This window comes from Streptomyces sp. NPDC001980 (genome assembly GCF_040296885.1).
GTDB lineage: Bacteria > Actinomycetota > Actinomycetes > Streptomycetales > Streptomycetaceae > Streptomyces.
Genome location: NZ_JBEOYD010000017.1, coordinates 121,857 through 142,427, shown reverse-complemented (window position 1 = coordinate 142,427; position 20,571 = coordinate 121,857). Strand labels below are relative to the sequence as shown.

Here is a 20,571-nt window from a genome sequence, read left to right as displayed (position 1 = left end):
CCATGTCGCGATTCACCCTGCCGTCCGAGCCCGTGCTGCGCGCCCGCGAGAAGCTCGTGCTCGACCACTTCCAGGACGAGGTCCGCCAGGACTGGGACGCCACGCTGTCGACGTTCCCGCATCCGCACTACGAACTGATCGCCCAGATGACCGTCCACGACGGCGACGGAGAGGTCCGCGAGTATTACCAGGACACCCGCGTGGCCTTCCCCGACCAGGATCACGAGATCATCGCGTTCCGGCACAGCGTCGACGCCGTGATCGTGGAGTTCTGGCTGCTGGGCACCCACAACGGGCCGCTCGGCAGGATCCCCCGGACCGGATCGAAGCACCGCACCCGTATGACGGCGTACTTCATCTTCGACGAGCACGAGAACCTCGTCACCGAGCGGATCTACTTCGACCAGCTCACCATTCTCAGGCAACTGATCGGCGGCGTCGACAAACGCAGCCCGGCTGGCCTGCTCAAGCTTCTCCGCATCCTCAGGGGACTCCTCTCGATGTCCGGTGCCGCACCCGACCCGCGGCTGCTCACGACCACGCCGCCCGACTTCGTCCGTTGACGACCACCGATCAGAGGAGATCTCCGATGACCTCGACGACCACCCTGACGACTCCGGCCACCATGCGCGCACTCATCGGCGGCAAGGGAGACGACTGGAGCCTCGAAGAGACCGAACTGCCCTCACAACTGGGAGCCGTCCGCATCCAGGTCCACGCGGCCGGTCTGAACCGGGCCGACCTCTACGCTCTCGAAGGCACCTACACCGCCAACTCCCAGGGCGAGGGGCCGTTCACCGCCGGCATGGAGGTCGCGGGCGTCGTCGAGACAGGGAGCCTGCTGGCACCCCACCTGCCCGCCGGAACCCGGGTCATGGGCATCACCGTCGGCGCGTTCGCCGACTACGCCCTGTGCCACCCCCGACTGGTCGTCCCGATCCCGGACCGGCTCGGCTTCGAGGAGGCCGCGACCCTCCCCGTCGGTCTCGTCACCGAGCACGACGCGCTGGTCACCCAGGCCGGGTTCACCACCGGCAAGTCCGTTCTGATCGTGGGCGGCACCAGCTCGGTCGGCCTGATCGGCATCCAGCTCGCCAAGGCGCTCGGGGCCGGCACCGTCATCGCCACGACGACCAGCGACGCCAAGCGGGCCGCCCTGCTGGACGCCGGCGCGGACGTCGCCGTGAACACCGCGACCGAGGACCTCGCCGCCGCGGTCCTCGCCGCCACGGACGGGCGGGGCGCCGACGTCACCCTCGACCACGTCGGCGGAGCCCTGTTCGCCGTGCTCCCGGCGGCCACCGCGGTCGGCGGCACCATCATGAGCATCGGGCGGCTCGCCGGACCCGCGACCGCCCTCGATCTGGACACCGTCGCCTTCCGCCGCCAGAAGCTGGTCGGCACCACCTTCAGCATCCGCACCCGTGCCGAACTCGGCGAGGTGGTCGCGGCGTTGGGCGAGCACGTGCTGCCCGCGGTCGCCGACGGAAGGATCGCCCCCTGCCTGGACACCGTCTACCCGGTGTCCAGGGCCCACGAGGCCGCCCGCCGGCTCCGCGCCGGCGACGCCACCGGCAAGATCGTGATCTCCTTCGCCGACGCCCACACCGGACCGGCGCCCACCCCCGGCACGGTGGCGAACATGTTCGGCAGCATCGCGCAGATCGGCTACGTCGTCCGCGACATCCACGCGTCGATGGAGAACTTCACCAGGGCGGGCATCGGCCCGTGGTTCCACCTCAAGGGCGTCAGGCCCGGAGACTTCACCTACCAGGGCAAGCCCTCCGACCTGGTCATGGACGTGGCCGTCGCCAACAGCGGCGACATCCAGATCGAGCTCATCACCCCGGTCAACGACGCACCCTCGATGTACCGGGACTTCCTCGCCGCCGGCAACGAAGGCGTCCAGCACATCGCCTACTGGAGCGAGAACTACCAGGACCTCTACGACCGTGCCCTCGCCGCCGGATTCACCGTCGGGCAGGAGGGCCGGATCGGCGGAGCCGACGGACGGTTCGCCTACCTGCAGACCGAGCACCACCCCGGCACCGTCATCGAGATCTCCGATGCCGGCGGCAGCAAGAAGGTCGTCTTCGACCTGATCAGGCTGGCCGCCGCCAACTGGGACGGCACCAACCCGATCCAGGAGATCGACGCCGGCCTCATCGGCGGCGATCCCGCTGCCATGACCGCGATGATGGAGGCGTTCGGATGAAGGTCCACCACCTGAACTGCGGCACCATGCGTCCCTGGGGCGCACCCGAGGGGCTGGTCTGCCACGTTCTGCTCGTCGAGACCGGCACCGGACTGGCCCTCGTCGACACCGGTCTCGGTCTCCTCGACAGGGCCGCACCCGGCCGGCGGTTCGGACCGGCCCGGCACTTCGTGCGCCCCGCGTTCGAGGAGTCCGAGACGGCCGCCCGGCAGGTCGAGAGGCTCGGCCTCGACCCGAAGGACGTCCGCGACATCGTGCTCACCCACTGCGACGCCGACCACGTCGGCGGGCTGGCCGACTTCCCCTGGGCACGCGTCCACCTCACCGACGCCGAGGCCACCGCGGCGCTCCACCCGGCCACCCGCGTCGAGAAAGGGCGGTACAGGCCCGCGCAGCGCGCCCACGCTCCGACGCTCGTCCGCCACAACCCCGAGAAGGGCGAGGCCTGGCGCGGGTTCGCGGCCGCCACCGAGCTCACCGGGATCTCGTCCGGCATCGTGCTGGTCGGCCTGCCCGGACACACCCGCGGGCACGCCGCGATCGCCGTCGACGCCGGCGACCACTGGGTGCTCCACGCCGGCGACGCGTTCTACCACCACGGCCAGGTCGACGGCGCCGGCAAGGTGCCGAAGTCACTGCTCGCCATGGAACGCGCCGTCGCCCACGACTGGCGCAGAGTGCGGGCCAACCACGAGCGGCTCGCCGAACTGCGGCAGGCCGCCGACCACGACCTCCTGCTCGTCAACGCCCACGACCCGGGCCTCCTCGCCTCGGCCCGGGCCCGTGCGGGCTCCTCGTGACGGTGGCCGTCAGGGGCCGGTCCGGGGAACGGAGTACTGAGCGGCCGATGAGAGAGGTCAGCGGGTCGCGCCCACCGGCTCCTCCGGTTCCTCTTCCTCGGGCCGGCCGATGAAGGTGCGCCACAGTTCGGCGTACCGGCCGTCGAGGGCCAGCAGTTCGTCGTGGGTGCCGTCCTCGGCGACCCGGCCGTGGTCCATGACCACCACCCGGTCGGCGCGGGCCGCGGTGGTCAGCCGGTGGGCGACCACGAGGGTGGTACGACGGCCCGTCAAGCGGTCGGTGGCCATGTTGACCTGGGCCTCCGTCGCCAGGTCCAGGGCCGCCGTCGCCTCGTCGAGGAGCAGGACGTCGGGATCGACCAGCTCGGCGCGGGCGAGGGCGATCAGCTGGCGCTGGCCCGCGGACAGGTTGCGGCCGCGCTCGGCCACCTCGTGGAGGTAGCCGCCGTCGAGGGTGGCGATCATCTCGTGGGCGCCGACCGCGCGGGCCGCCGCCTCCACCTGGGCGTCGGTCGCGTCCGGGCGGCCGTAGGCGATGGCGTCCCGGACAGTCCCCTGGAAGAGGTAGGCCTCCTGGGGGACGACCCCGAGGCGATGACGGTACGAGGTGAGGTCCAGGTCGCGCAGATCGGTGCCGTCGACCGTCACCCGGCCGCCCGTCGGGTCGTAGAACCGCGCGACCAGCTTGACGAGGGTCGACTTGCCGGCGCCGGTCTCGCCGACGAAGGCGACGGTCTGCCCGGCGGGGATGGTCAGGTCGATGCCGCCCAGGGCCGCGTCGCCCTCGTCGGCGGCCCCGTACGCGAAGTGCACGTTCTCGAAGGCGATGTCGCCGTGCAGGGACCCGACCTCGCGAGGCCTGTCCGCCGCCGCCGTGGACGTCGGCTCGCGCAGGAGTTCCTGGATGCGGCCGAGGGAGACGGTTGCCTGCTGGTAGCCGTCGAAGACCTGGGAGAGCTGCTGGACGGGGGCGAAGAACAGGTCGATGTAGAGCAGGTAGGCGACCAGCGCGCCGGTGGTCAGGGTCGCCGCCTCCACCCGGTGGGCGCCCGCCATCAGCACGCTCGCCGCGGCCACCGACGACAGCAGCTGGACGAAGGGGAAGTAGACCGATATCAGCCACTGGCCCCGGATACGGGCGCGGCGGTAGCTCTCGCTGCGTTCGGTGAAGCGGCGGCCGCTGTCCCGCTCGCGCCGGAAGGCCTGCACGATCCGCAGCCCCGACACCGACTCCTGGAGGTCGGCGTTGACCACCGACACCCGCTCCCGGGCGAGTTCGTACGCCTTCACGCTCGCCCGGCGGAAGAAGAAGGTCGCCACGATCAGCGGAGGCAGGGTGATGAAGACGACCAGCGCGAGCTGTACGTCGATCACCAGCAGGGCGACCATGATCCCGAAGAAGGTGACGACGGAGACGAACGCGGTGACCAGCCCCGTCTGGAGGAAGGTGGACAGCGCGTCCACGTCCGTCGTCATCCTCGTCATGATCCGGCCGGTCAGCTCCCGCTCGTAGTAGTCGAGCCCGAGCCGCTGGAGCTGGGCGAAGATCTTCAGACGGAGGGAGTAGAGGACCCGTTCGCCGGTGCGGCCGGTCATCCGGGTCTCGCCGATCTGGGCCACCCACTGGGCGAGCACCGCGAACAGGCCGAGCAGCGCGGCCGCCCAGACCGCGCCGATCGCCATCCTGCTGACGCCCTGGTCGATGCCGTGCCGGATCAGGACCGGGAGCAGCAGGCCCATGCCGGCGTCCACGGCGACGAGCCCGAGGCTGACCAGCAGGGGCGCGCCGAAGCCGCGCAGCAGGCGGCGCAGGCCGTAGGAGTCCTCGGGGCGTACGGCGCCGGCCTCGTCGATGTCGGGGACGTCGGTCGCCGGGGGCAGCGCCTCGACCTGGGCGAGGAGCTCGGGAGTGGCCGGGGTGCCGGCGAGGGCGAGGTCGCGGGGCGTACGGTCGCCGGTCCACAGCCGCGGGGTCACGCCGCGCTCGGCGTCGAACTCGGCGTCCAGCTCGTCCCGTACGGACGTGTCCTCGTGCGGTTCGAGGGGCAGCGCGTGCCCCGGGGAGACCCCGCCGAGCTCGTCGGGGTCGGTGAGGAGCCTGCGGTACAGGGCGGACCGCTGCTGGAGCTCCTCGTCGGTGCCGATGTCGGCGAGCCGGCCGCCGTCGAGGACGGCGATGCGGTCGGCGAGGTTGAGGGTGGAGCGGCGGTGCGCGATCAGGAGGGTCGTGCGGCCCCGCATCACGTGGGCGAGGGCCTCGTGGATCTCGTGCTCCACGCGGGCGTCGACGGCCGAGGTGGCGTCGTCGAGGACGAGGAGACGGGGGTCGGTGAGCAGGGCGCGGGCGAGGGCGATGCGCTGGCGCTGGCCGCCGGAGAGGGTGAGGCCCTGCTCGCCGACCTTGGTGTCGTAGCCGTCGGGCAGCTCGGCGATGAACCGGTCGGCCTGGGCGGCGCGGGAGGCGGCGAGGATCTCGTCCTCGGTCGCGTCGGGACGGCCGTACGCGATGTTGTTGCGGACCGTGTCGGAGAAGAGGAACGAGTCCTCCGGGACCAGGCCGATCGCGGCCCTGAGCGAGTCGTGGGTCAGCTCGCGGACGTCGTGGCCGCCGATCAGGACGGCGCCGTGGGTGACGTCGTAAAAGCGCGGCAGGAGCAGGGAGACCGTGGACTTGCCGGAGCCGGAGGAGCCGACGACGGCGAGGGTCTCGCCCGGCCGGATCTCGAAGCTCAGCCCCCTCAGCACCGGGCGCTCATGGTCGTACCCGAACGACACGTCGTCGAACTCCACGGTCGCGGGCGCGTCGGCGGGGAGGGTCTTCGTGCCCTCCTTCAGCGTCGGCTCGGTGTCGATCAGCTCAAGCACCCGCTCGGTGCCAGCGCGGGCCTGCTGGCCGACGGTGAGGACCACGGCGAGCATCCGGACCGGGCCGACCAGCTGGGCGAGGTAGGAGGAGAAGGCGACGAAGGTGCCGAGGGTGATGTGACCGCGGACGGCCAGCCAGCCGCCGAGCGCCAGCATGGCGACCTGGCCGAGGGCCGGGACCGCCTGCAGGGCCGGGGTGAACCTGCTGTTCAGGCGGATCGTGCGCAGCCGCCCCGCGAAGAGCCGGCGCCCGACCTCCCGCAGCTTCCCGGTCTCCTGGTCCTCCTGCCCGAACCCCTTCACCACGCGCACGCCGCTCACCGCGCCGTCGACCACGCCGGCCACGGCGGCGGCCTGGGCCTGGGCGTACCAGGTGGCGGGGTGCAGCTTGCTGCGGCTGTGCTTGGCGATCCAGTACAGGGCCGGGGCGACGGCGAGGGCGACCAGGGTGAGCGGCGGCGACAGCCAGGCCATGATCGCGAGGGAGATCACGAAGAGGAGGACGTTGCCGATGGTCATCGGCAGCATGAAGAGGAGGCCCTGGATCAGCTGGAGGTCGCTGGTGGCCCTGCCCACCACCTGGCCCGTGGACAGCTCGTCCTGCCGCCGTCCGTCGAGCCGGGTGAGCGTGTCGTACATCTCGGTCCGCAGGTCGTGCTGGACGTCGAGGGCGAGCCGGCCGCCGTAGTAGCGGCGGACGAAGGTGGCCGCGTAGACGAGGACGGCGGCGCCGATCAGGGCACCGGCCCAGGGCCCCATGGCCCGGCTGTGATCACCGATGACATCGTCGATGATCACCTTGGTGATCAGGGGTACGACGGCCAGCACCGCCATACCGGCCAGCGAGGACGCGAGCGCGAGCACGACGTCCCGGGGATGCCGCCAGGCATACCCCGCCAGCCTGCGCGCCCAGCCGCCCTGCCGCCGCTCCCCCTGTTGCGCTGCCACGCGGGTGCCCTCCGTTCGCCCTGATCTTCCGTATCGCACAACACGAAACGAAGCGGATTTCATCCCTCCGCAACAAAACCGGGGCGGCGGGCGGCGGGCAGGGCACCGGGAGGGCGTCTACTCGTGGGCGCTGATCACACCGCCGGCGCTGAGCACGATGTACACGCCGTTGGCGTCGAGCCCGGCGTCGTGCTGGTTCGCCTCCAGCGTGCCGTCCACCGAGCCGTCCCTGCCGAGGATCTGCGCGCGGTACCGGAGCTCGCCGACCTTCGTGACCTTGGCCGTCCAGCCGCCCGCGAGCTTGAAGGTGCCCGGTCCGGTGTGCCCGCCGCCCATCCAGGAGTGGACCTCGCCGCCCAGGGTGAGCACGATGAACATGTCGTTGGCGTCGAGCCCGGCGTCCGTCCCGCCGGTCTCCATCGTGGCCAGGACCTCGCCACGGCTGACGATCCTGGCGCGGTAGTGCTCGGCACCGAGTTCGTAGATCTCGGCCCTGCTGCCGTCCGCCAGGGTCTGGGTACGGACCGGGGCCGCCGTCCTGGCCGTGGCGGACGGCGCGGCGGTGCGGGACGGGGCGAGCGTCCGGGTCTGCACGTCGGCCGGGCTCTTGCCGGTGCCGGTCGCCCTGGAGCCGCCGGCAGCGGTGGCGTGGGGGGTGGCGGCGGAGACCTTCTGCTCCGGGCCGGCGGCGCCGTCCTTGCTCCCTCCTGCCTGGCAGGCGGTCAGCGAGAACGCCGCAGCGGCGGCGACGGCCACCAGGGCGGCGGAACGGGCGGTACGGCGGGCACGGCGCGTGGTCGTCATCGAAATCCCCCATGAGTCATCAGGACGCTCTGTCCTATGCCCGGTGAGATGGCACCTGGGCGGGGGGTTGTTCATCGGGGTCTGTCCGAGTTCGGTAACAAGGGAACGGACGGCCGTCTCCGTTCGCGGAATCCCGGCGAAGGCACCAGGATGCGTGCTCAGGGGATCGTGGCGGTGCAGGCCGCCGCAGGAGGTCCGCATGGCGAGGTTGCTGTCCGTCAACGTGGGCATGCCCGCGGACGTCTCCTGGCAGGGCAGGACCGTCCGCACCGGGGCGTGGAAGTCCCCCGTGCACGGCAGCCGCATGGTGCGGCGGCTGAACGTCGACGGCGACGGTCAGGGCGACCTGGCCGGGCACGGCGGCGAGATCCGGGCCGTCCTCGTCTACCAGCTGGAGTCCTACCGGTACTGGCGCGAGCGGCTCGGCCGCGACGACCTGGCCTTCGGGATGTTCGGGGAGAACTTCACCGTCGACGGCCTGGCCGACGACGAGGTGTGCATCGGCGACCGGTACCGGATCGGCGAAGCCGAGTTCGAGGTGACCCAGCCCCGGGTCACCTGCTATCGCGTCGGCATGCGCCTGGGCGAACCCGCCATGGCCTCCCTCCTGGTCGCCCACCACCGTCCGGGCTTCTACCTGCGGGTGATCACCGAGGGACGGGTCCAAGCCGGTGACGGGATCACCCGCACCCGCAGGGGCCCGGGAGAACTCAGCGTCGCCGACACCGACGCGCTGCTCTACCTGCCCGGCCGCGACCCCGCGAAGCTGCGCACCGCCCTGGCCATCCCCGCCCTCAGCCCCGGCTGGCAGCAGTCCTTCCGGGACCTCGCCGCCGCCGGGCAGTCCGGTCAGCCCGGTCCCGAGCCGGGACCGCCGGGCTTCAGGCCCCTCCGCGTCACCCGCATCGCCCCCGAGACCGCCGACGTCTGCTCGGTCCACCTCGGCACCGCCGACGGCACCCCCCTGGCCGAGGCCCGCCCCGGCCAGTACCTCTCCCTCCGCCTCGCCGTCGACGGCACCGACCGCGCCGTACGCAGCTACTCCCTGTCCGCCGCACCCGCGGACGGCGGCTACCGCATCAGCGTCAAGCACGAGCCCCACGGGAAGGTCAGCGGCTACATCCACACCCGGCTCCGCACCGGGGACCTCGTGGACGTCGCGGGGCCGCGCGGAGCGTTCGTGCTCGAAGAGGGCACCGGCCCGGTCGTCCTCCTCTCCGCGGGCATCGGCGTCACTCCCGTGCTCGCCATGCTCCACCGGCTGGCAGCCGTACGGGACCCACGCCCCGTCTGGTGGATCCACACCGCCCACGACCGCGCCCACCACGCCTTCGCGGACGAGGCGCACGCCCTCCTGGCACGGCTCCCCCGTGCCCACGAGCACATCCACTACACCTCGGAGACACCGCCGCCCGGCGACGCCCGCGTCACCCGGGGCCGTCCGACCGCCGCCTCGCTCACCGCCCTGGGCGTCCCCGCCGACGCCGACGCCTACCTGTGCGGACCGACCACCTTCATGGACGACCTCTCCGGTCACCTGCGCGAACTCGGCCTGCGCCCCGACCGGATCCGCACGGAACGGTTCGGCGCGCTCGCCGCCGTCAACCCCGGCGTCACGCCCACCGCCCCGGCACGCCCGCACCAGCCACCCGGTCCCCCGGGCACCGGCCCCCTCGTCACCTTCACCCGCAGCGGCGTCACCACCCCGTGGTCACCCGCCCACGCCTCGCTCCTCGAACTCGCGGAAGCCTGCGACATCCCCACCCGCTGGTCCTGCCGCACCGGCGTCTGCCACACCTGCGTCACCCCCGTGCTGACAGGCGACGTCGCGTACACCACCCCGCCTCTCGACCTCCCCGAGCCCGGCACAGCCCTGGTCTGCTGCACCACACCGGTCGGCGAGGTGGTCCTCGATCTCTAGGGGGTGGCTTTCACGGCCGCGAGGAACGGGAGCCAAGCGGTGGGCGCGAAGATCACTGCGGGGCCGTGGGGGTGCTTGGAGTCGCGGACGGGGATGCCGGAGGGGTGGGCGTCGAGGACTTCGAGGCAGCTGCCGGCGTCGGCGTTGCTGTGCGATGACTTGCGCCAGCCGGTGAGTATGGCTGCGTTCGAGATCGTTCGGTCAGTCACGGTGTTCGTAGTCCTTCGCAGTGGACCTGAGGAGGGCGAGCGACTCCTTGAGCGGCAGTGCGTCGCTCAGCGCGAGATCGAAGCGAGTCTGCAATTCACGGACCGTGGACGGGGAGTCGTGCAACCTTCCCATCCGGTCTCCCTCGCTGTATGCCACCGGCGGCTGGTCCTCGAACCACATCAGCGTGAGCATGTTCTGCATCAGTGGATGGTGACCGGCTCCGAACGGCAACACGTGCGCGCGGATGCGTCCGGTCTCCGCGAGGGCGACGATGTGCATGATCGCCTCCGCCATGATGTCCCCGTCGGCGACGGGACGCCGTAGGACCGTCTCATCCAGCACGGCCCACATTACGGGAGTCGCCGGATCCTCAAGGATCTTCGCGCGCTCCAAGCGTGTGACAAGGCGCCTGTCACACTCCTCATCACTCACCGGAGGGAACGCCGCGCCCAGAACGGCACGCGCGTACCTTTTCGTCTGAAGGATGCCCGGGAAATACGCCAGAGCGAACTCCCGGATCATGACCGCCTGTTGTTCGAGTTCGCGCACTGCCCCGAAGTAGTCGGCGATCGTCACGTCCTGCTCCGGCAGGAAACTGCTCAGCACATCCCCCGTGTTCAGAGCCTTGTCCAGCCGTCGCGCGTCCTCCTTCGAGGGGATCCGCCGCCCCGCCTCGATGTGCGCGATGTGCGAACGCGTCATCACCGCGATGTCGGCCAGCTCCTGCTGTGTCAGCCCGGCCGTCTCCCGCTGCTGCCGGAGCCAGTCACCGTAAGTGTTCGCCATGGCCAACTCCCTTGTGACAAATGCCTGGCCACACTCCACCCCCTGGTCAGGCTAGCCGCGCCCGCCCCACTCTGTGAGCAGATCACTACAGAACGGAGTTGCTGCCATGGCCCACCGCATCACCCGCTTCCTCCTCTCACTGTTCCGGCGCCCGCGGGTGCACGGCCCGACCGTCCACCACACCGGGCACCAGCCCCCGGTCGATCCGATCGGCGTGTACGGGATCGGCATGGGTTCGTGCGGCATGCTCGCGAAGGACGCGCGGGTCACCCGGTGAGCGTTCCGCGTCTACTCCCCTGGGCGGGTCCCGAGGGCAAGCCCTGTTTCCTGGTCACCGACGGAGACGGCTATCTCTCCCGGGCCGCCGACGCCGTCGAGTCCGTGCAGTTGGAGATGGCCGCCGGGCTCCTCGACCACTCGGCCGCCCTGCTCGAAGAGCGGCAGGTCACGAAGGCCGAACTCCGGTTCCTGGTGGCCCGGATACGGGAGGCGCTGACCGACGTACTGCGGATCGCCGAGAGCCGGCGCTAGGGCGCGCATCACGCGGCGAACGGGCAGTCGCACTGGATGCGCATGCCGGTCAGCCTGTGGGCAGGCCGATCCGGTCGCGTTCGAGCACGGAGCGCAGCTCCGAGAGGACCTGCACAACGGCCGGTCCCGAGGGACCGCCGAGGACGTCCGCGGTCAGCTCGGCCAGTGTTCGGGTGAAGGTCGCCTCTGCCGCCTCGACGAGTTGCAGGCCTACGGCGGTCAGGTCCAGCAGTGATGAGCGGCGATCCGATGGATTGGTTCGCCGTATGACCCATGCCTGCTTCTCCAGGCGGTCGATGCCCTTGCTGGTCGCACCGATCCCGATGGCGAATTCGGTGGCGAGGTCCGCCACCCGGGATCCGGGGTGGTCGCGCAGGAAGCACAGGAACTCGAACTGCGAGGTGACGATCCCGTGCCGCTCGCGAAGGCGGTCGCCCAGCGCGTTGTAGAGCCGTGTCTCGCAGCGGACGAGATCGGCGAAGAAGCCCGGGAGGTCGATCGGGCCACGGCTCGACTTATATGCCATGGCATGTATTCTAACCTAGATGCCCAGGCATATAGTTCCTTGGCATGCACTTGCGATGGAGGCGACCATGAGCAGGCAACAGCGCGCGGAGATCGACGCGAGGGCCCGACGGCCTCAGCCGGAGGGCCCTCGGTCGGTGGAGGAGCTCCGCGCCGGGTTCAGGGCGATGATGGGGGAAATGATCGTCCCGGCCGGGATCCGCACCCGGACTGCGACGCTGGGCGATCGGCCCGCGGTGCTCGTCGAGCCGACCAGCACTCCGAAGGCCGGGACGATCCTCTACTTTCACGGCGGCTCCTACGTGGTCGGTTCACCGGAGACGGCGATGCCGCTGACGGGGAATCTGGTGACCAGAACCGGGTTCAGGGCGTTCTCGCTGGACTACCGGCTTGCCCCGGAGCACCCGTTCCCTGCCGCGATCGAGGACGGGCTGAGCGCCTACCGCGCACTTCTCGACAGCGGCGAAGACCCTTCGGCGATCGCGTTCGCCGGCGACTCGGCTGGTGGCGGCCTCACCGTCACCACCTGCCTCGCCGCCCGCGACGCGGGCCTGCCCATGCCCGCCGCGATCGTGGCGTTCTCCCCCGGACTCGACGGGACCCGGACAGGCGAGAGCATGGACACCAAGGCGAGCGTCGACCCGTTCTTCACGCGTGAGGGCATGGAACACACCGGAGCCATGTATCGCGCGGGACAGGACCCCCACCAGCCCCTGCTCAGCCCCGCCACCCTCGCCGACCTGACCGGCTTCCCCCCGATGCTGCTGCAGGCGGGCACCAACGAAATGCTCCTGGACGACTCCACACGCATGGCCACGCGCGCGAGGGAGGCCGGAGTCGACGTCATCCTGGACATCACCGCTGACGTTCCACATGTCTTCCAGGCGTTCACCGGCGTCCTGGACGAAGCCGACGAGGCGCTGGACCGCGCCGCACTCTTTCTCAGCCAGCACATCCGCACCAGGGACACGGCACGCACGTCGGCAGGCTGAAGCGGGCAGGCCGGCAAGGTCCGCCTCGACGCCGACCCGTGCAAGCAGCGGAACACTGCCGAGCGGCTGGTCAACAAGCTCAAGGCCCGGCAAGGCAATACGCACCCTTGCAGCAGGGCGGTGTGTCAGGGTGGCGCGCATGGACTGGCAGTTCGAGAGCCCGGAGCTCTGGGCGTTCCTGGAGTCGCTGCGCCCCGGTGAGATCCTGTCCGGAACCGTCGCGGCGATCGAGCGGTTCGGGGTCTTCGTGGCCCTGGACGACGGGCCCGCCCATCCCGCGTTTCCCGGCGTCGGGTTCATCACGATCCCCGAACTGTCCTGGCGGCGCATCGAGGCCGCCACCGATGTCGTCGAGGTCGGGCAACGCATCGCGTGCGAGTTCCTGCAGTTCGACACCCACAACGCCGAGGCCCGACTGTCCTTGTGCGCGCTGCAGCCCGATCCCTTCCAGGTCTTCGCCGACCGCACGGAAGTCGGCCAGATCCTGCACGGAGCGGTTGAAAAGGTGCTCCCCTTCGGCGCCTTCGTCGCTGTCGGGGACGGCATCGTCGGGCTGGTGCCCTTCAGAGAGGTCCACGGCAGACCTGCGGCCGGTTCACCGGAGGCGTTCCGGACCGGGGAGGAGATGTCCGTCGTCGTCGCGGAGATCGATCGGTCGCGACGCCGGGTGCTCCTCTCCCCGCCGGAGGTGCGGTGCGGACCCGGAGCGGGGAGATCCGAGCGTCGGCCGATCACCTGAGACCGAAGGTCAGGACGTCCTCGGGCAGGGCCGGAGCCGGCCGGCCGGGCTCGGTGTGCCAGTCCCGCCAGTTCGCCTCGGCGGCGAACGGTCCGTCACGTTCCTCGATCATGGCCACCGCCTGCTCGCGGGCTCCCTCGACGGCCCGGTGGTCGGCATCGCTCACCACGCCGAGCCGACGGCCGTGGGCGTACTCGTCCTCGTCCTTCCACTCCCACCGCGACAGGTCGGGCGTGATCACCAGGTCCAGGAGGAGGTCGAAGGTGTCGAAGCCCAGCCGCGTGCGGTGCATCGGCCGCTGGAAGTTGACGTACCAGTGGGCCGGCCGATGGCGGTCCGAGACGTCGTAGAACGCGTTCACGCTGAACCACGCTCCCGGCGGGACCCACTGCCGATGCGCAGTGTCGCGCCAGGACCAGCGGCCGAGCCGCCAGTCTCCGCGGGCGAGGTTCGGCAGGGCCTGGACCCGCACGTCCCGGTCGCCGGTCAGCAGCCACTCGATCCAGGTGGTCGGGGCCAGCACTTCCGCTCCGGGCCGGCATCCCACGATTAGCGCCTCGGGCCCGTCCTCGACGACGTGGAACGCCTGCGCGCTCCACACCTTGCGGCGGAACACGTCCCGCCGCACAGCGGTCTCACCCGGCCGGAACCGTCGCATCGAGTGCCTCCCGGCATCATGACGCGCGGCGCGGTCACGGAGGTTGCGCCGAGCGGACCCGGTCAGTCGCGGGACGCGTCCTGGCGTCCGACCGTGATCGCCCACCGCACGCCCGCCGACGCCGTCACCCGTACCGTGCCCGGCGTGTGAGGGCGCGTCCCGCCGCCGTTCATGTTCGTCGCGTTGCCGATGGCGTTGATCTGGCCGGCGACACAGTCGAACGGGAAGCTCACGCCCAGCGGTTCGACGGCGACGGTCAGTTTTCCCTTGCCCTCGCAGTTCACCAGGACGGTCAGGATGCCGCTCCCGACACCGCCCTTGATCTCCATCTCCCGGCCTCCGGTGGCGTTCGCCGCCTGGGCGACGACCTTGCCGTCGGGGAACGGCGGCGCCTTGGTGACGGAGTTGCCCCACGGCTCGGTGACGGAGGCCGGCGTCGCTGTCGCGGGAGCGGGCGACGAGGCAACGGGGGCGGGTGCGGCGTCGGCGGGGTCGCCACTGCAACCGGCGGCGGCGAACAGCACGACCATGGCTGCGGCTGTCGCCCTTGCCGGCCCACTCGGGTTTCTCATGGGCCTCATCCTCGGGCACGGGTGGGACGGGCCGGAGGTGGGCCCAGGTGACGGTTCCTTAAAGCCCTGACCGTTCGTACAACCATTCGCGCGAATCCGTGTGTCAACGGGGGTATGACTCACAGACGAAGGAGCGGGCTGGTCGCCACCGCGCTCGGCACCGGGTTTCTCATAGCCGGCGTGGCCGTCGCCGCGCCCGCCTCGGCCGCCGCGCCCGCCGTCAGCTGCACGTCGGCCAAGACGGCGCTCGCCACGAAGCTGAAGAAGGACATCACCACGGCCATCGCGAACCGCAAGGGGACGATCGCCGTCGGCCTGTACGACCGTTCGACGAAGACGACCTGCACGCTCCGTTCCACCACGCACTACGACTCGGCCAGCACGGTCAAGGTGACCGTCCTCGCCACGCTGCTGTGGGACGCGAAGAAGCACAACCGGTATCTGACCACCACCGAGCAGTCGCTCGCCAAGGCCATGATCACGCAGTCGGACAACGACGCGACCACCAAGCTGTGGAAGCAGCTCGGCCTGACGAAGATCAAGGGCTTCCTGAGCGCCGCCGGGATGACGCAGACCACCCCGGGCGCCAACGGCTACTGGGGCCTGACCCAGATCGACGTGCACGACGAGCAGCGACTGCTCGCGCTCGTCACCGCCAAGAACACCGTGCTCAGCGACAATTCGCGGGCCTACATCCTGAAGCTGATGGGGCAGGTCATCTCGTCCCAGCGGTGGGGCACGCCGTACGGCGCCCCGTCCGGCGTCGCCGTGCACGTCAAGAACGGCTGGCTGCAGCGCGCCACGCACGGCTGGCGGGTGCACAGCCTCGGCACGTTCACCGGCGGCGGCCACGACTACCAGATGACCGTCCTGACCCAGGACAACAGCACCATGAGCTACGGCATCAACACCATCCAGGCCGTCGCGAAGGTCGTCCACAAGGACCTCGCGGCCTCCTGAGGCGGGGCGGCGGCTCGCGTACCGAAGTGCGGTCCCGGCGGCCGGAAATCGACCCTTTCCTTCACGGGGCGGTCTCCACCCCGTCACCGGTTCCCCCTACGGTGACCGCCATGCGCCTGCGAACCGTACTCGCCACCGTCACCGCCGGCCTGGCGGCGGCCACCTGTCTGTCCGCCGCCGGGTCCGCCAACGCCGTCGCGACCGGCACCGACGCGACCAACACCGCCTCCGCTCACGCGTGTTCGTCCTCGGTCTCCCTCGACAGCTTCTCCGACGCCCTCGACAAGACGGCCTTCGGCGGCTATTTCGTCGGCAACCTCTCCGCGCTCGCCGTGGACAAGGACGGCTCCCTGGCCGCCCTCGCCGACCGCTCCTACCTCTTCGACCTGGACGCGAAGACCCTCGCGCCGAAGAAGGTCGTCGGGCTCGCCGACGAGAACGGAGCGGCGCTCGACTCCGAGGGCCTGGTCGTGGACCGGGACGGCACCCGCCTGATCACCTCCGAGACCGAACCGTCCATCCGCCGCTACTCGGCGGACGGCAAGATCCTGGACCGCCTCCCCGTACCGTCCTCGCTCCTCGTCTCCCCGGCCGGGCGGGCCACCTCCAACCAGACCTTCGAGGGCCTGACCCTCCTCAACGGCGGCCGCACCCTGCTGGCCTCCATGGAGTACGCGATCTCCGGGGACACCGCCGGGATCGTCCGCTTCCAGACCTGGACGCGCTCCAAGGGCGACCACTTCAAGCTGTCGGCCCAGTACGCCTACCGCACCGACGACCCGATCCTCGGTGTCCCCGAGGTGCAGGCGCTCCCCGACGGCCGGCTCCTGGTCCTGGAGCGCGGCTTCACCTCCGGCGTCGGCAACACCGTCCGCCTCTACCTGGCCGACCCGCGGCACGCCACGGACACCAGCGGCATAGCGAACCTCACCGGGCAGACCGGCGTCCGGCTGGTCAAGAAGACTCTGCTGACGGACATCGCGAGCTGCCCGACCCTGGGCGCCACGGCCAAGCAGCCGCAGCCCAACCCGCTCCTCGACAACATCGAGGGCATGGTCGTCACCGGCCGCGAGAAGGGCGCGTACAAGGTCCTCCTGGTCAGCGACGACAACCAGAACGCGGCGCAGACGACGCGGTTCTACCGGCTGTCGGTCCGCGTGCACTGACCCCTTCGTGGAGGGCGGCCGCACCGGTCGCCCTCTTACCGACATCTCATCCACCCACAGCCTGCGCCCAGGATCAGCACAGCCCTCGCCCATCGGCCGCCCGCATGGTGGGATGGTGACATCTGCCACCGATCCCACCCCCCACACGCCCGTGTCCCCCGACTGGGGCCCGCCCACGGCGACCCCCACGGCGACCCCTGCGGCTCCCCTGCCGGCCAAGGCACCGCGCTGGTCGCTCCCCGCGCTGATCGTGATCCTGGTCCTGGCGGCGGTGCTCTACTCCTGGAACCTCTCCGGTTCCGACATGAACACCTTCTACAGCGGCGCGATCTGGGCCGGCACGAAGAGCTGGAAGGCCTGGTTCTTCGGTTCGCTGGACCCCGGCAACTTCCTGACCGTCGACAAACCGCCGTTCGCGCTCATGGTCATGGGTCTGTCCTGCCGCATCTTCGGCTTCGGCACCTGGCAGATGATGGCGCCCGAGGTCGTGGTCGCACTCGCCACGATCTGGATCCTGCACTCCACCGTGAAGCGGGTGTGGGGGCACGGGGCGGCGACCGTCGCCGCGCTGGTGCTGGCGCTGACCCCGATCACCGTCGCCATCAACCGCGACAACAACCCGGACACCATCCTCGTCTTCCTCATGGTGTCGGGTGCGGCGCTCGCCTTCCGCGCCACCCGTGACGAGAAGCTGCTCCCGCTGCTCGGCTCGGCGGCCTGCTTCGGCCTGGCCTTCAACACCAAGCTGCTCGCGGGCTGGATCGCGCTCCCGGCCGTCTTCGCGCTCTACCTCTACGCGTCGAAGGCCACCTGGGCGAAGCGCGCCGTCAACCTGGCGCTCGCCGCGGTCGTGCTGGCCGTCTCCAGCTTCTGGTGGGCGATCGCCGTCTCCCTGGTCCCGGCCTCCGACCGGCCGTACATCGGCGGCTCCACGGACGGCTCCGCCTGGGACCTGATCATGGGGTACGACGGTCTCGGCCGCGTCTTCGGCGGCGAGGGCAACGGCGCGGGCGGCGGCGGTGGAGGCGGCGGATTCTCCGGCTCCGCGGGCCTCGGCCGGATGTTCAACGACATCCTCGGCGGCCAGATCTCCTGGCTGCTCCCCTTCTCCGCGATCGCGCTCGTCGGCGGCCTGGTGCTGTGCGGCCGCGCCCCGCGCACGGACCTGAGGCGGATGGCGCTGGTCCTGTGGGGCGGCTGGACCCTGCTCCACTACGTGATCTTCGCGACCGCGCAGGGCACCATGCACCCCTACTACACGACCGCGCTCGCCCCCGGCATCGCGGTGCTGTGCGGCGGCGGTGGCGTGATGCTGCTGGAGGCGTTCCGCACCGACAAGCGGTGGATCTGGGTCCTCCCGGCCGCCTTCGGCGTCACCGGCATCTGGGCGATCGTGCTGCTGCGCCGGGCCTCCGGCTGGAACACCTGGCTGTGGCCGCTGATCGGCGTGCTGACCGTGGCCGGCATCGTGGGCCTGATCGTCTTCCGGTCCGGGAACAAGGCCCGGCTGCTGGCGGCCTCCCTGGCGGCGGCCGTGATCGCGGCGCTCGCGGGTCCGACGGCGTACGCGGCGACCCTGCCGTTCGGCAGCGGCAGCGGCGGCGGTATGCGCGGCGGTACGAACCCGACCGCGGGCCCCTCGACGGGCAGCGGCTTCGGCGGCGGGCCGGGCGGTGGCGGCGGCAACCGGGGCGGTTTCCCGGGCGGCGGCGAACTGCCGGGCGGCACCCAGCAGGGCGGCCAGGGCGGGCAGAACACCGAGGCCGGCGGCGGCTTCCCGGGCGGCGCGAACGGCGAGGCGCCGAGCGGCGGTTCGGGCAGCGGCTTCCCCGGCGGCGGCAACGGTCAGACGACGCCCGGCGGCGGCAACGGCGAACTGCCGAGCGGCGGCTTCGGCGGCGGCGAGGCTCCCGGCGGCACGGGTACCGGTACCGGCAACGGTGAGCGCGGCGGGCTCGGCACCGGCCGGGCGGGCGGCGGCGGCTTCGGCGGTGGCATGGGCGGCAGCGTGAGCAGCGACCTGATCGCCTACCTGAAGAAGCACATGGACGGCGCCACCTGGCTGCTGGCCGTCTCCAACTCGCAGTCCGCGTCGCAGATCGAGCTGAGCTCGAACGAGCCCGTCATCTCCATGTGGGGCTTCACCGGATCCGACAACGCGATGACCGTCGCCAAGCTGAAGGAACTGGTGAAGGCGGGCAAGCTGCACTACATCCAGGTCGGCAGCGGCGGCATGGGCATGGGCGGCAACAACACCCTCAGCTCGCAGGTGACCGCCTGGGTGGAGAAGAACGGCACGGCGGTGAAGGAGAGCGCGTACAGCAAGAGTTCAAGTTCGAGTTCGAGTTCGTCGTCGAACTCCTCGTCGAACTCGGCTTCTTCGACGCAGACGACGAACACGTCGACGCTCTACCGGCTGGACCCGTCGGACGTCAGCTGACGCACCGGCAGCACCGAGGCCCCCGACCGCACAGTCGGGGGCCTCTTTTTACGCCCCGTTCACCTGAACGTCCTCATGTCCATGTCACCCTCCTCTTGCCGCCTCGTCAACCCGCGTAGATGGGAAACTCTTTATGCTGGCGACACACATCCGGCGCTGGAAGTCGGTGGCCCTGGCGACCGCCGCCGTCCTCGTGGGCCTCACCGCCCCGGCGCTGACGGCGACCCCGGCCGCCGCCACGACCACCGCGTACGACTCGACGTACTACAAGAACGCGATCGGCAAGACGGGCACGAGTCTCAAGTCGTCCCTGCACACGATCATCAGCGCGAACGTCACGAAGCTGTCGTACTCGGCCCTGTGGGACGCCCTGAAGAAGACCGACCAGGACCCGAACAACAGCAACAACGTGATCCTGCTGTACTCGGGCATCTCGCGCAGCAAGTCCCTCAACGGCGGGGACAGCGGCGACTGGAACCGCGAGCACGTGTGGGCGATCTCGCACGGCGACCTCACCACGTCCACCGGCCCCGGCACGGACCTGCACCACATCCGTCCCGAGGACGTGGCGGTCAACGGCAAGCGCGGCAACCTCGACTTCGACGAGGGCGGCTCCACCTTCACCAACAGCGGTGGCAGCAAGGCCGACTCGGACTCCTTCGAGCCCCGCGACGCGGTCAAGGGCGACGTGGCCCGCATGATCCTCTACATGGCCGTCCGCTACGAGGGCGACGACGGGTTCGCGAACCTGGAGCCCGACGACAAGGTCAACAACGGCTCCAACCCGTACATCGGCAAGCTGTCCGTCCTCAAGCAGTGGAACGACGAGGACCCGCCGGACTCCTTCGAGGAGAACCGCAACGACGTCATCTACAACACCTACCAGCACAACCGGAACCCGTTCATCGACCACCCGGAGTGGGTCGACGCGATCTGGTAGGCGGACCGGTCGTACTACTTACCTCACACAGGTGAAGTCGATCTTGGGCTCGGGCGTGTCCGTGTGACCGCCCAGCAGCATGGGGACGCCCCGGCAGTTCCGCCGGGGCGTCCTCAACTCCTTTTTCCGGAGACTCCCGTGAAGCTTCGCACCTGGTCCCTCGCCGCCGCCCTCGCCCTGACCGCGCTCGTCGTCCCCGCCCAGAGCGCCTCCGCGCACGCGGCCGCCGCCCCGTCCTGTCCGGACGGCTCGGTCTGCTTCTGGAGCGGCGAGGGCTTCGGCGGCGACTACTGGGAGTGGACGGCCCGCAGCGGCTACCGCGACATGCCGCCCAACCTCCACGACCACGTCGGCTCCTTCGTCGCCTCCACCCGCGCCTGCTTCATCAACTGGGACCCGACCGAGAAGCGCGACACCTTCAACGGCGACTGGCGCTCCCAGTACCTCGGCGACTTCGGCGGCCGCATCGACGGGGTGGGGGCGGGGGCCTGTTAGTCCT

General features: G+C 70.7%; 20 protein-coding genes. 13 read left to right on the top strand and 7 right to left on the bottom strand.

Annotated elements, in window-relative coordinates:
• The first annotated feature begins 2 nt into the window (after nucleotides 1-2).
• From ABT137_RS25950 to ABT137_RS25940, 3 genes are read left to right on the top strand one after another with little or no spacing between them, the layout of a single operon-like run.
• Nucleotides 3-563, top strand: coding sequence for an ester cyclase (locus tag ABT137_RS25950; RefSeq protein ID WP_351712838.1), 561 nt, complete (start codon nucleotides 3-5; stop codon nucleotides 561-563).
• 26 nt (nucleotides 564-589) lie between these two features.
• A complete protein-coding gene (locus tag ABT137_RS25945) occupies nucleotides 590-2,215 on the top strand; it encodes a zinc-binding dehydrogenase (RefSeq protein WP_351712836.1) in 1,626 nt (541 codons plus the stop codon).
• Nucleotides 2,212-3,015 (top strand): MBL fold metallo-hydrolase, encoded by an 804-nt coding sequence (locus ABT137_RS25940; protein WP_351712834.1) that lies wholly within the window; start codon nucleotides 2,212-2,214, stop codon nucleotides 3,013-3,015. The genes ABT137_RS25945 and ABT137_RS25940 overlap by 4 nt, the downstream gene beginning before the upstream one ends.
• Nucleotides 3,016-3,072: 57 nt before the next feature.
• On the opposite strand, the gene ABT137_RS25935 is transcribed toward ABT137_RS25940, so the two are convergent.
• On the bottom strand, nucleotides 3,073-6,828 hold the full coding sequence (locus ABT137_RS25935; RefSeq protein ID WP_351712832.1) for an ABC transporter ATP-binding protein: 3,756 nt from the start codon (nucleotides 6,826-6,828) through the stop codon (nucleotides 3,073-3,075).
• Between the two features lie 117 nt (nucleotides 6,829-6,945).
• A complete protein-coding gene (locus ABT137_RS25930) occupies nucleotides 6,946-7,632 on the bottom strand; it encodes a hypothetical protein (RefSeq protein WP_351712830.1) in 687 nt (228 codons plus the stop codon).
• 199 nt (nucleotides 7,633-7,831) lie between these two features.
• Between ABT137_RS25930 and ABT137_RS25925 the strand changes: the two genes are divergently transcribed.
• Nucleotides 7,832-9,553: an MOSC domain-containing protein gene (locus ABT137_RS25925; protein WP_351712828.1), complete on the top strand. Its 1,722-nt coding sequence runs from the start codon at nucleotides 7,832-7,834 to the stop codon at nucleotides 9,551-9,553.
• On the opposite strand, the gene ABT137_RS25920 is transcribed toward ABT137_RS25925, so the two are convergent.
• Both ABT137_RS25920 and ABT137_RS25915 read right to left on the bottom strand, forming a co-directional pair.
• A complete protein-coding gene (locus ABT137_RS25920) occupies nucleotides 9,550-9,762 on the bottom strand; it encodes a DUF397 domain-containing protein (protein ID WP_351712826.1) in 213 nt (70 codons plus the stop codon). The two genes, ABT137_RS25925 and ABT137_RS25920, sit on opposite strands and share 4 nt — an antisense overlap.
• Complete coding sequence (locus ABT137_RS25915; RefSeq protein ID WP_351712971.1) at nucleotides 9,755-10,549, bottom strand: helix-turn-helix domain-containing protein; 795 nt, start codon at nucleotides 10,547-10,549, stop codon at nucleotides 9,755-9,757. Before ABT137_RS25915 ends, ABT137_RS25920 begins: the two co-directional genes overlap by 8 nt.
• A gap of 106 nt (nucleotides 10,550-10,655) precedes the next feature.
• On the opposite strand from ABT137_RS25915, the gene ABT137_RS25910 reads away from it, so the two are divergent.
• Together ABT137_RS25910 and ABT137_RS25905 are read left to right on the top strand one after the other, a co-directional pair.
• A complete protein-coding gene (locus ABT137_RS25910; protein ID WP_351712824.1) occupies nucleotides 10,656-10,826 on the top strand; it encodes a hypothetical protein in 171 nt (56 codons plus the stop codon).
• A complete protein-coding gene (locus ABT137_RS25905) occupies nucleotides 10,823-11,080 on the top strand; it encodes a hypothetical protein (RefSeq protein WP_502984576.1) in 258 nt (85 codons plus the stop codon). The genes ABT137_RS25910 and ABT137_RS25905 overlap by 4 nt, the downstream gene beginning before the upstream one ends.
• A gap of 49 nt (nucleotides 11,081-11,129) precedes the next feature.
• Here ABT137_RS25905 and ABT137_RS25900 read toward each other — a convergent pair whose 3' ends face one another.
• On the bottom strand, nucleotides 11,130-11,606 hold the full coding sequence (locus ABT137_RS25900) for a MarR family winged helix-turn-helix transcriptional regulator (RefSeq protein WP_351712820.1): 477 nt from the start codon (nucleotides 11,604-11,606) through the stop codon (nucleotides 11,130-11,132).
• A gap of 67 nt (nucleotides 11,607-11,673) precedes the next feature.
• Here ABT137_RS25900 and ABT137_RS25895 point away from each other — a divergent pair, with 67 nt between their 5' ends.
• Together ABT137_RS25895 and ABT137_RS25890 are read left to right on the top strand one after the other, a co-directional pair.
• On the top strand, nucleotides 11,674-12,597 hold the full coding sequence (locus tag ABT137_RS25895) for an alpha/beta hydrolase (protein ID WP_351712819.1): 924 nt from the start codon (nucleotides 11,674-11,676) through the stop codon (nucleotides 12,595-12,597).
• A 139-nt stretch (nucleotides 12,598-12,736) separates the two neighbouring features.
• Nucleotides 12,737-13,336, top strand: coding sequence for a S1 RNA-binding domain-containing protein (locus ABT137_RS25890; RefSeq protein WP_351712817.1), 600 nt, complete (start codon nucleotides 12,737-12,739; stop codon nucleotides 13,334-13,336).
• Here ABT137_RS25890 and ABT137_RS25885 read toward each other — a convergent pair.
• Entirely contained in the window at nucleotides 13,329-13,994 is a 666-nt protein-coding gene (locus ABT137_RS25885) for a ribonuclease FAU-1 family protein (RefSeq protein ID WP_351712815.1), read from the bottom strand. The genes ABT137_RS25890 and ABT137_RS25885 overlap by 8 nt on opposite strands.
• Nucleotides 13,995-14,056: 62 nt before the next feature.
• A complete protein-coding gene (locus ABT137_RS25880; protein ID WP_351712813.1) occupies nucleotides 14,057-14,566 on the bottom strand; it encodes a hypothetical protein in 510 nt (169 codons plus the stop codon).
• 114 nt (nucleotides 14,567-14,680) lie between these two features.
• On the opposite strand from ABT137_RS25880, the gene ABT137_RS25875 reads away from it, so the two are divergent.
• From ABT137_RS25875 to ABT137_RS25855, 5 genes are all read left to right on the top strand, one after another.
• Nucleotides 14,681-15,526, top strand: coding sequence for a serine hydrolase (locus tag ABT137_RS25875; RefSeq protein WP_351712811.1), 846 nt, complete (start codon nucleotides 14,681-14,683; stop codon nucleotides 15,524-15,526).
• 110 nt (nucleotides 15,527-15,636) lie between these two features.
• Nucleotides 15,637-16,692 (top strand): esterase-like activity of phytase family protein, encoded by a 1,056-nt coding sequence (locus tag ABT137_RS25870; protein ID WP_351712809.1) that lies wholly within the window; start codon nucleotides 15,637-15,639, stop codon nucleotides 16,690-16,692.
• Nucleotides 16,693-16,807: 115 nt separating this feature from the next.
• Complete coding sequence (locus ABT137_RS25865) at nucleotides 16,808-19,132, top strand: ArnT family glycosyltransferase (protein ID WP_351712807.1); 2,325 nt, start codon at nucleotides 16,808-16,810, stop codon at nucleotides 19,130-19,132.
• Between the two features lie 133 nt (nucleotides 19,133-19,265).
• Nucleotides 19,266-20,072, top strand: a complete 807-nt coding sequence (locus ABT137_RS25860) for an endonuclease I family protein (RefSeq protein ID WP_351712805.1) — start codon at nucleotides 19,266-19,268, stop codon at nucleotides 20,070-20,072.
• 138 nt (nucleotides 20,073-20,210) lie between these two features.
• Nucleotides 20,211-20,567 (top strand): peptidase inhibitor family I36 protein, encoded by a 357-nt coding sequence (locus ABT137_RS25855; RefSeq protein ID WP_351712803.1) that lies wholly within the window; start codon nucleotides 20,211-20,213, stop codon nucleotides 20,565-20,567.
• Nucleotides 20,568-20,571 lie beyond the last annotated feature (4 nt).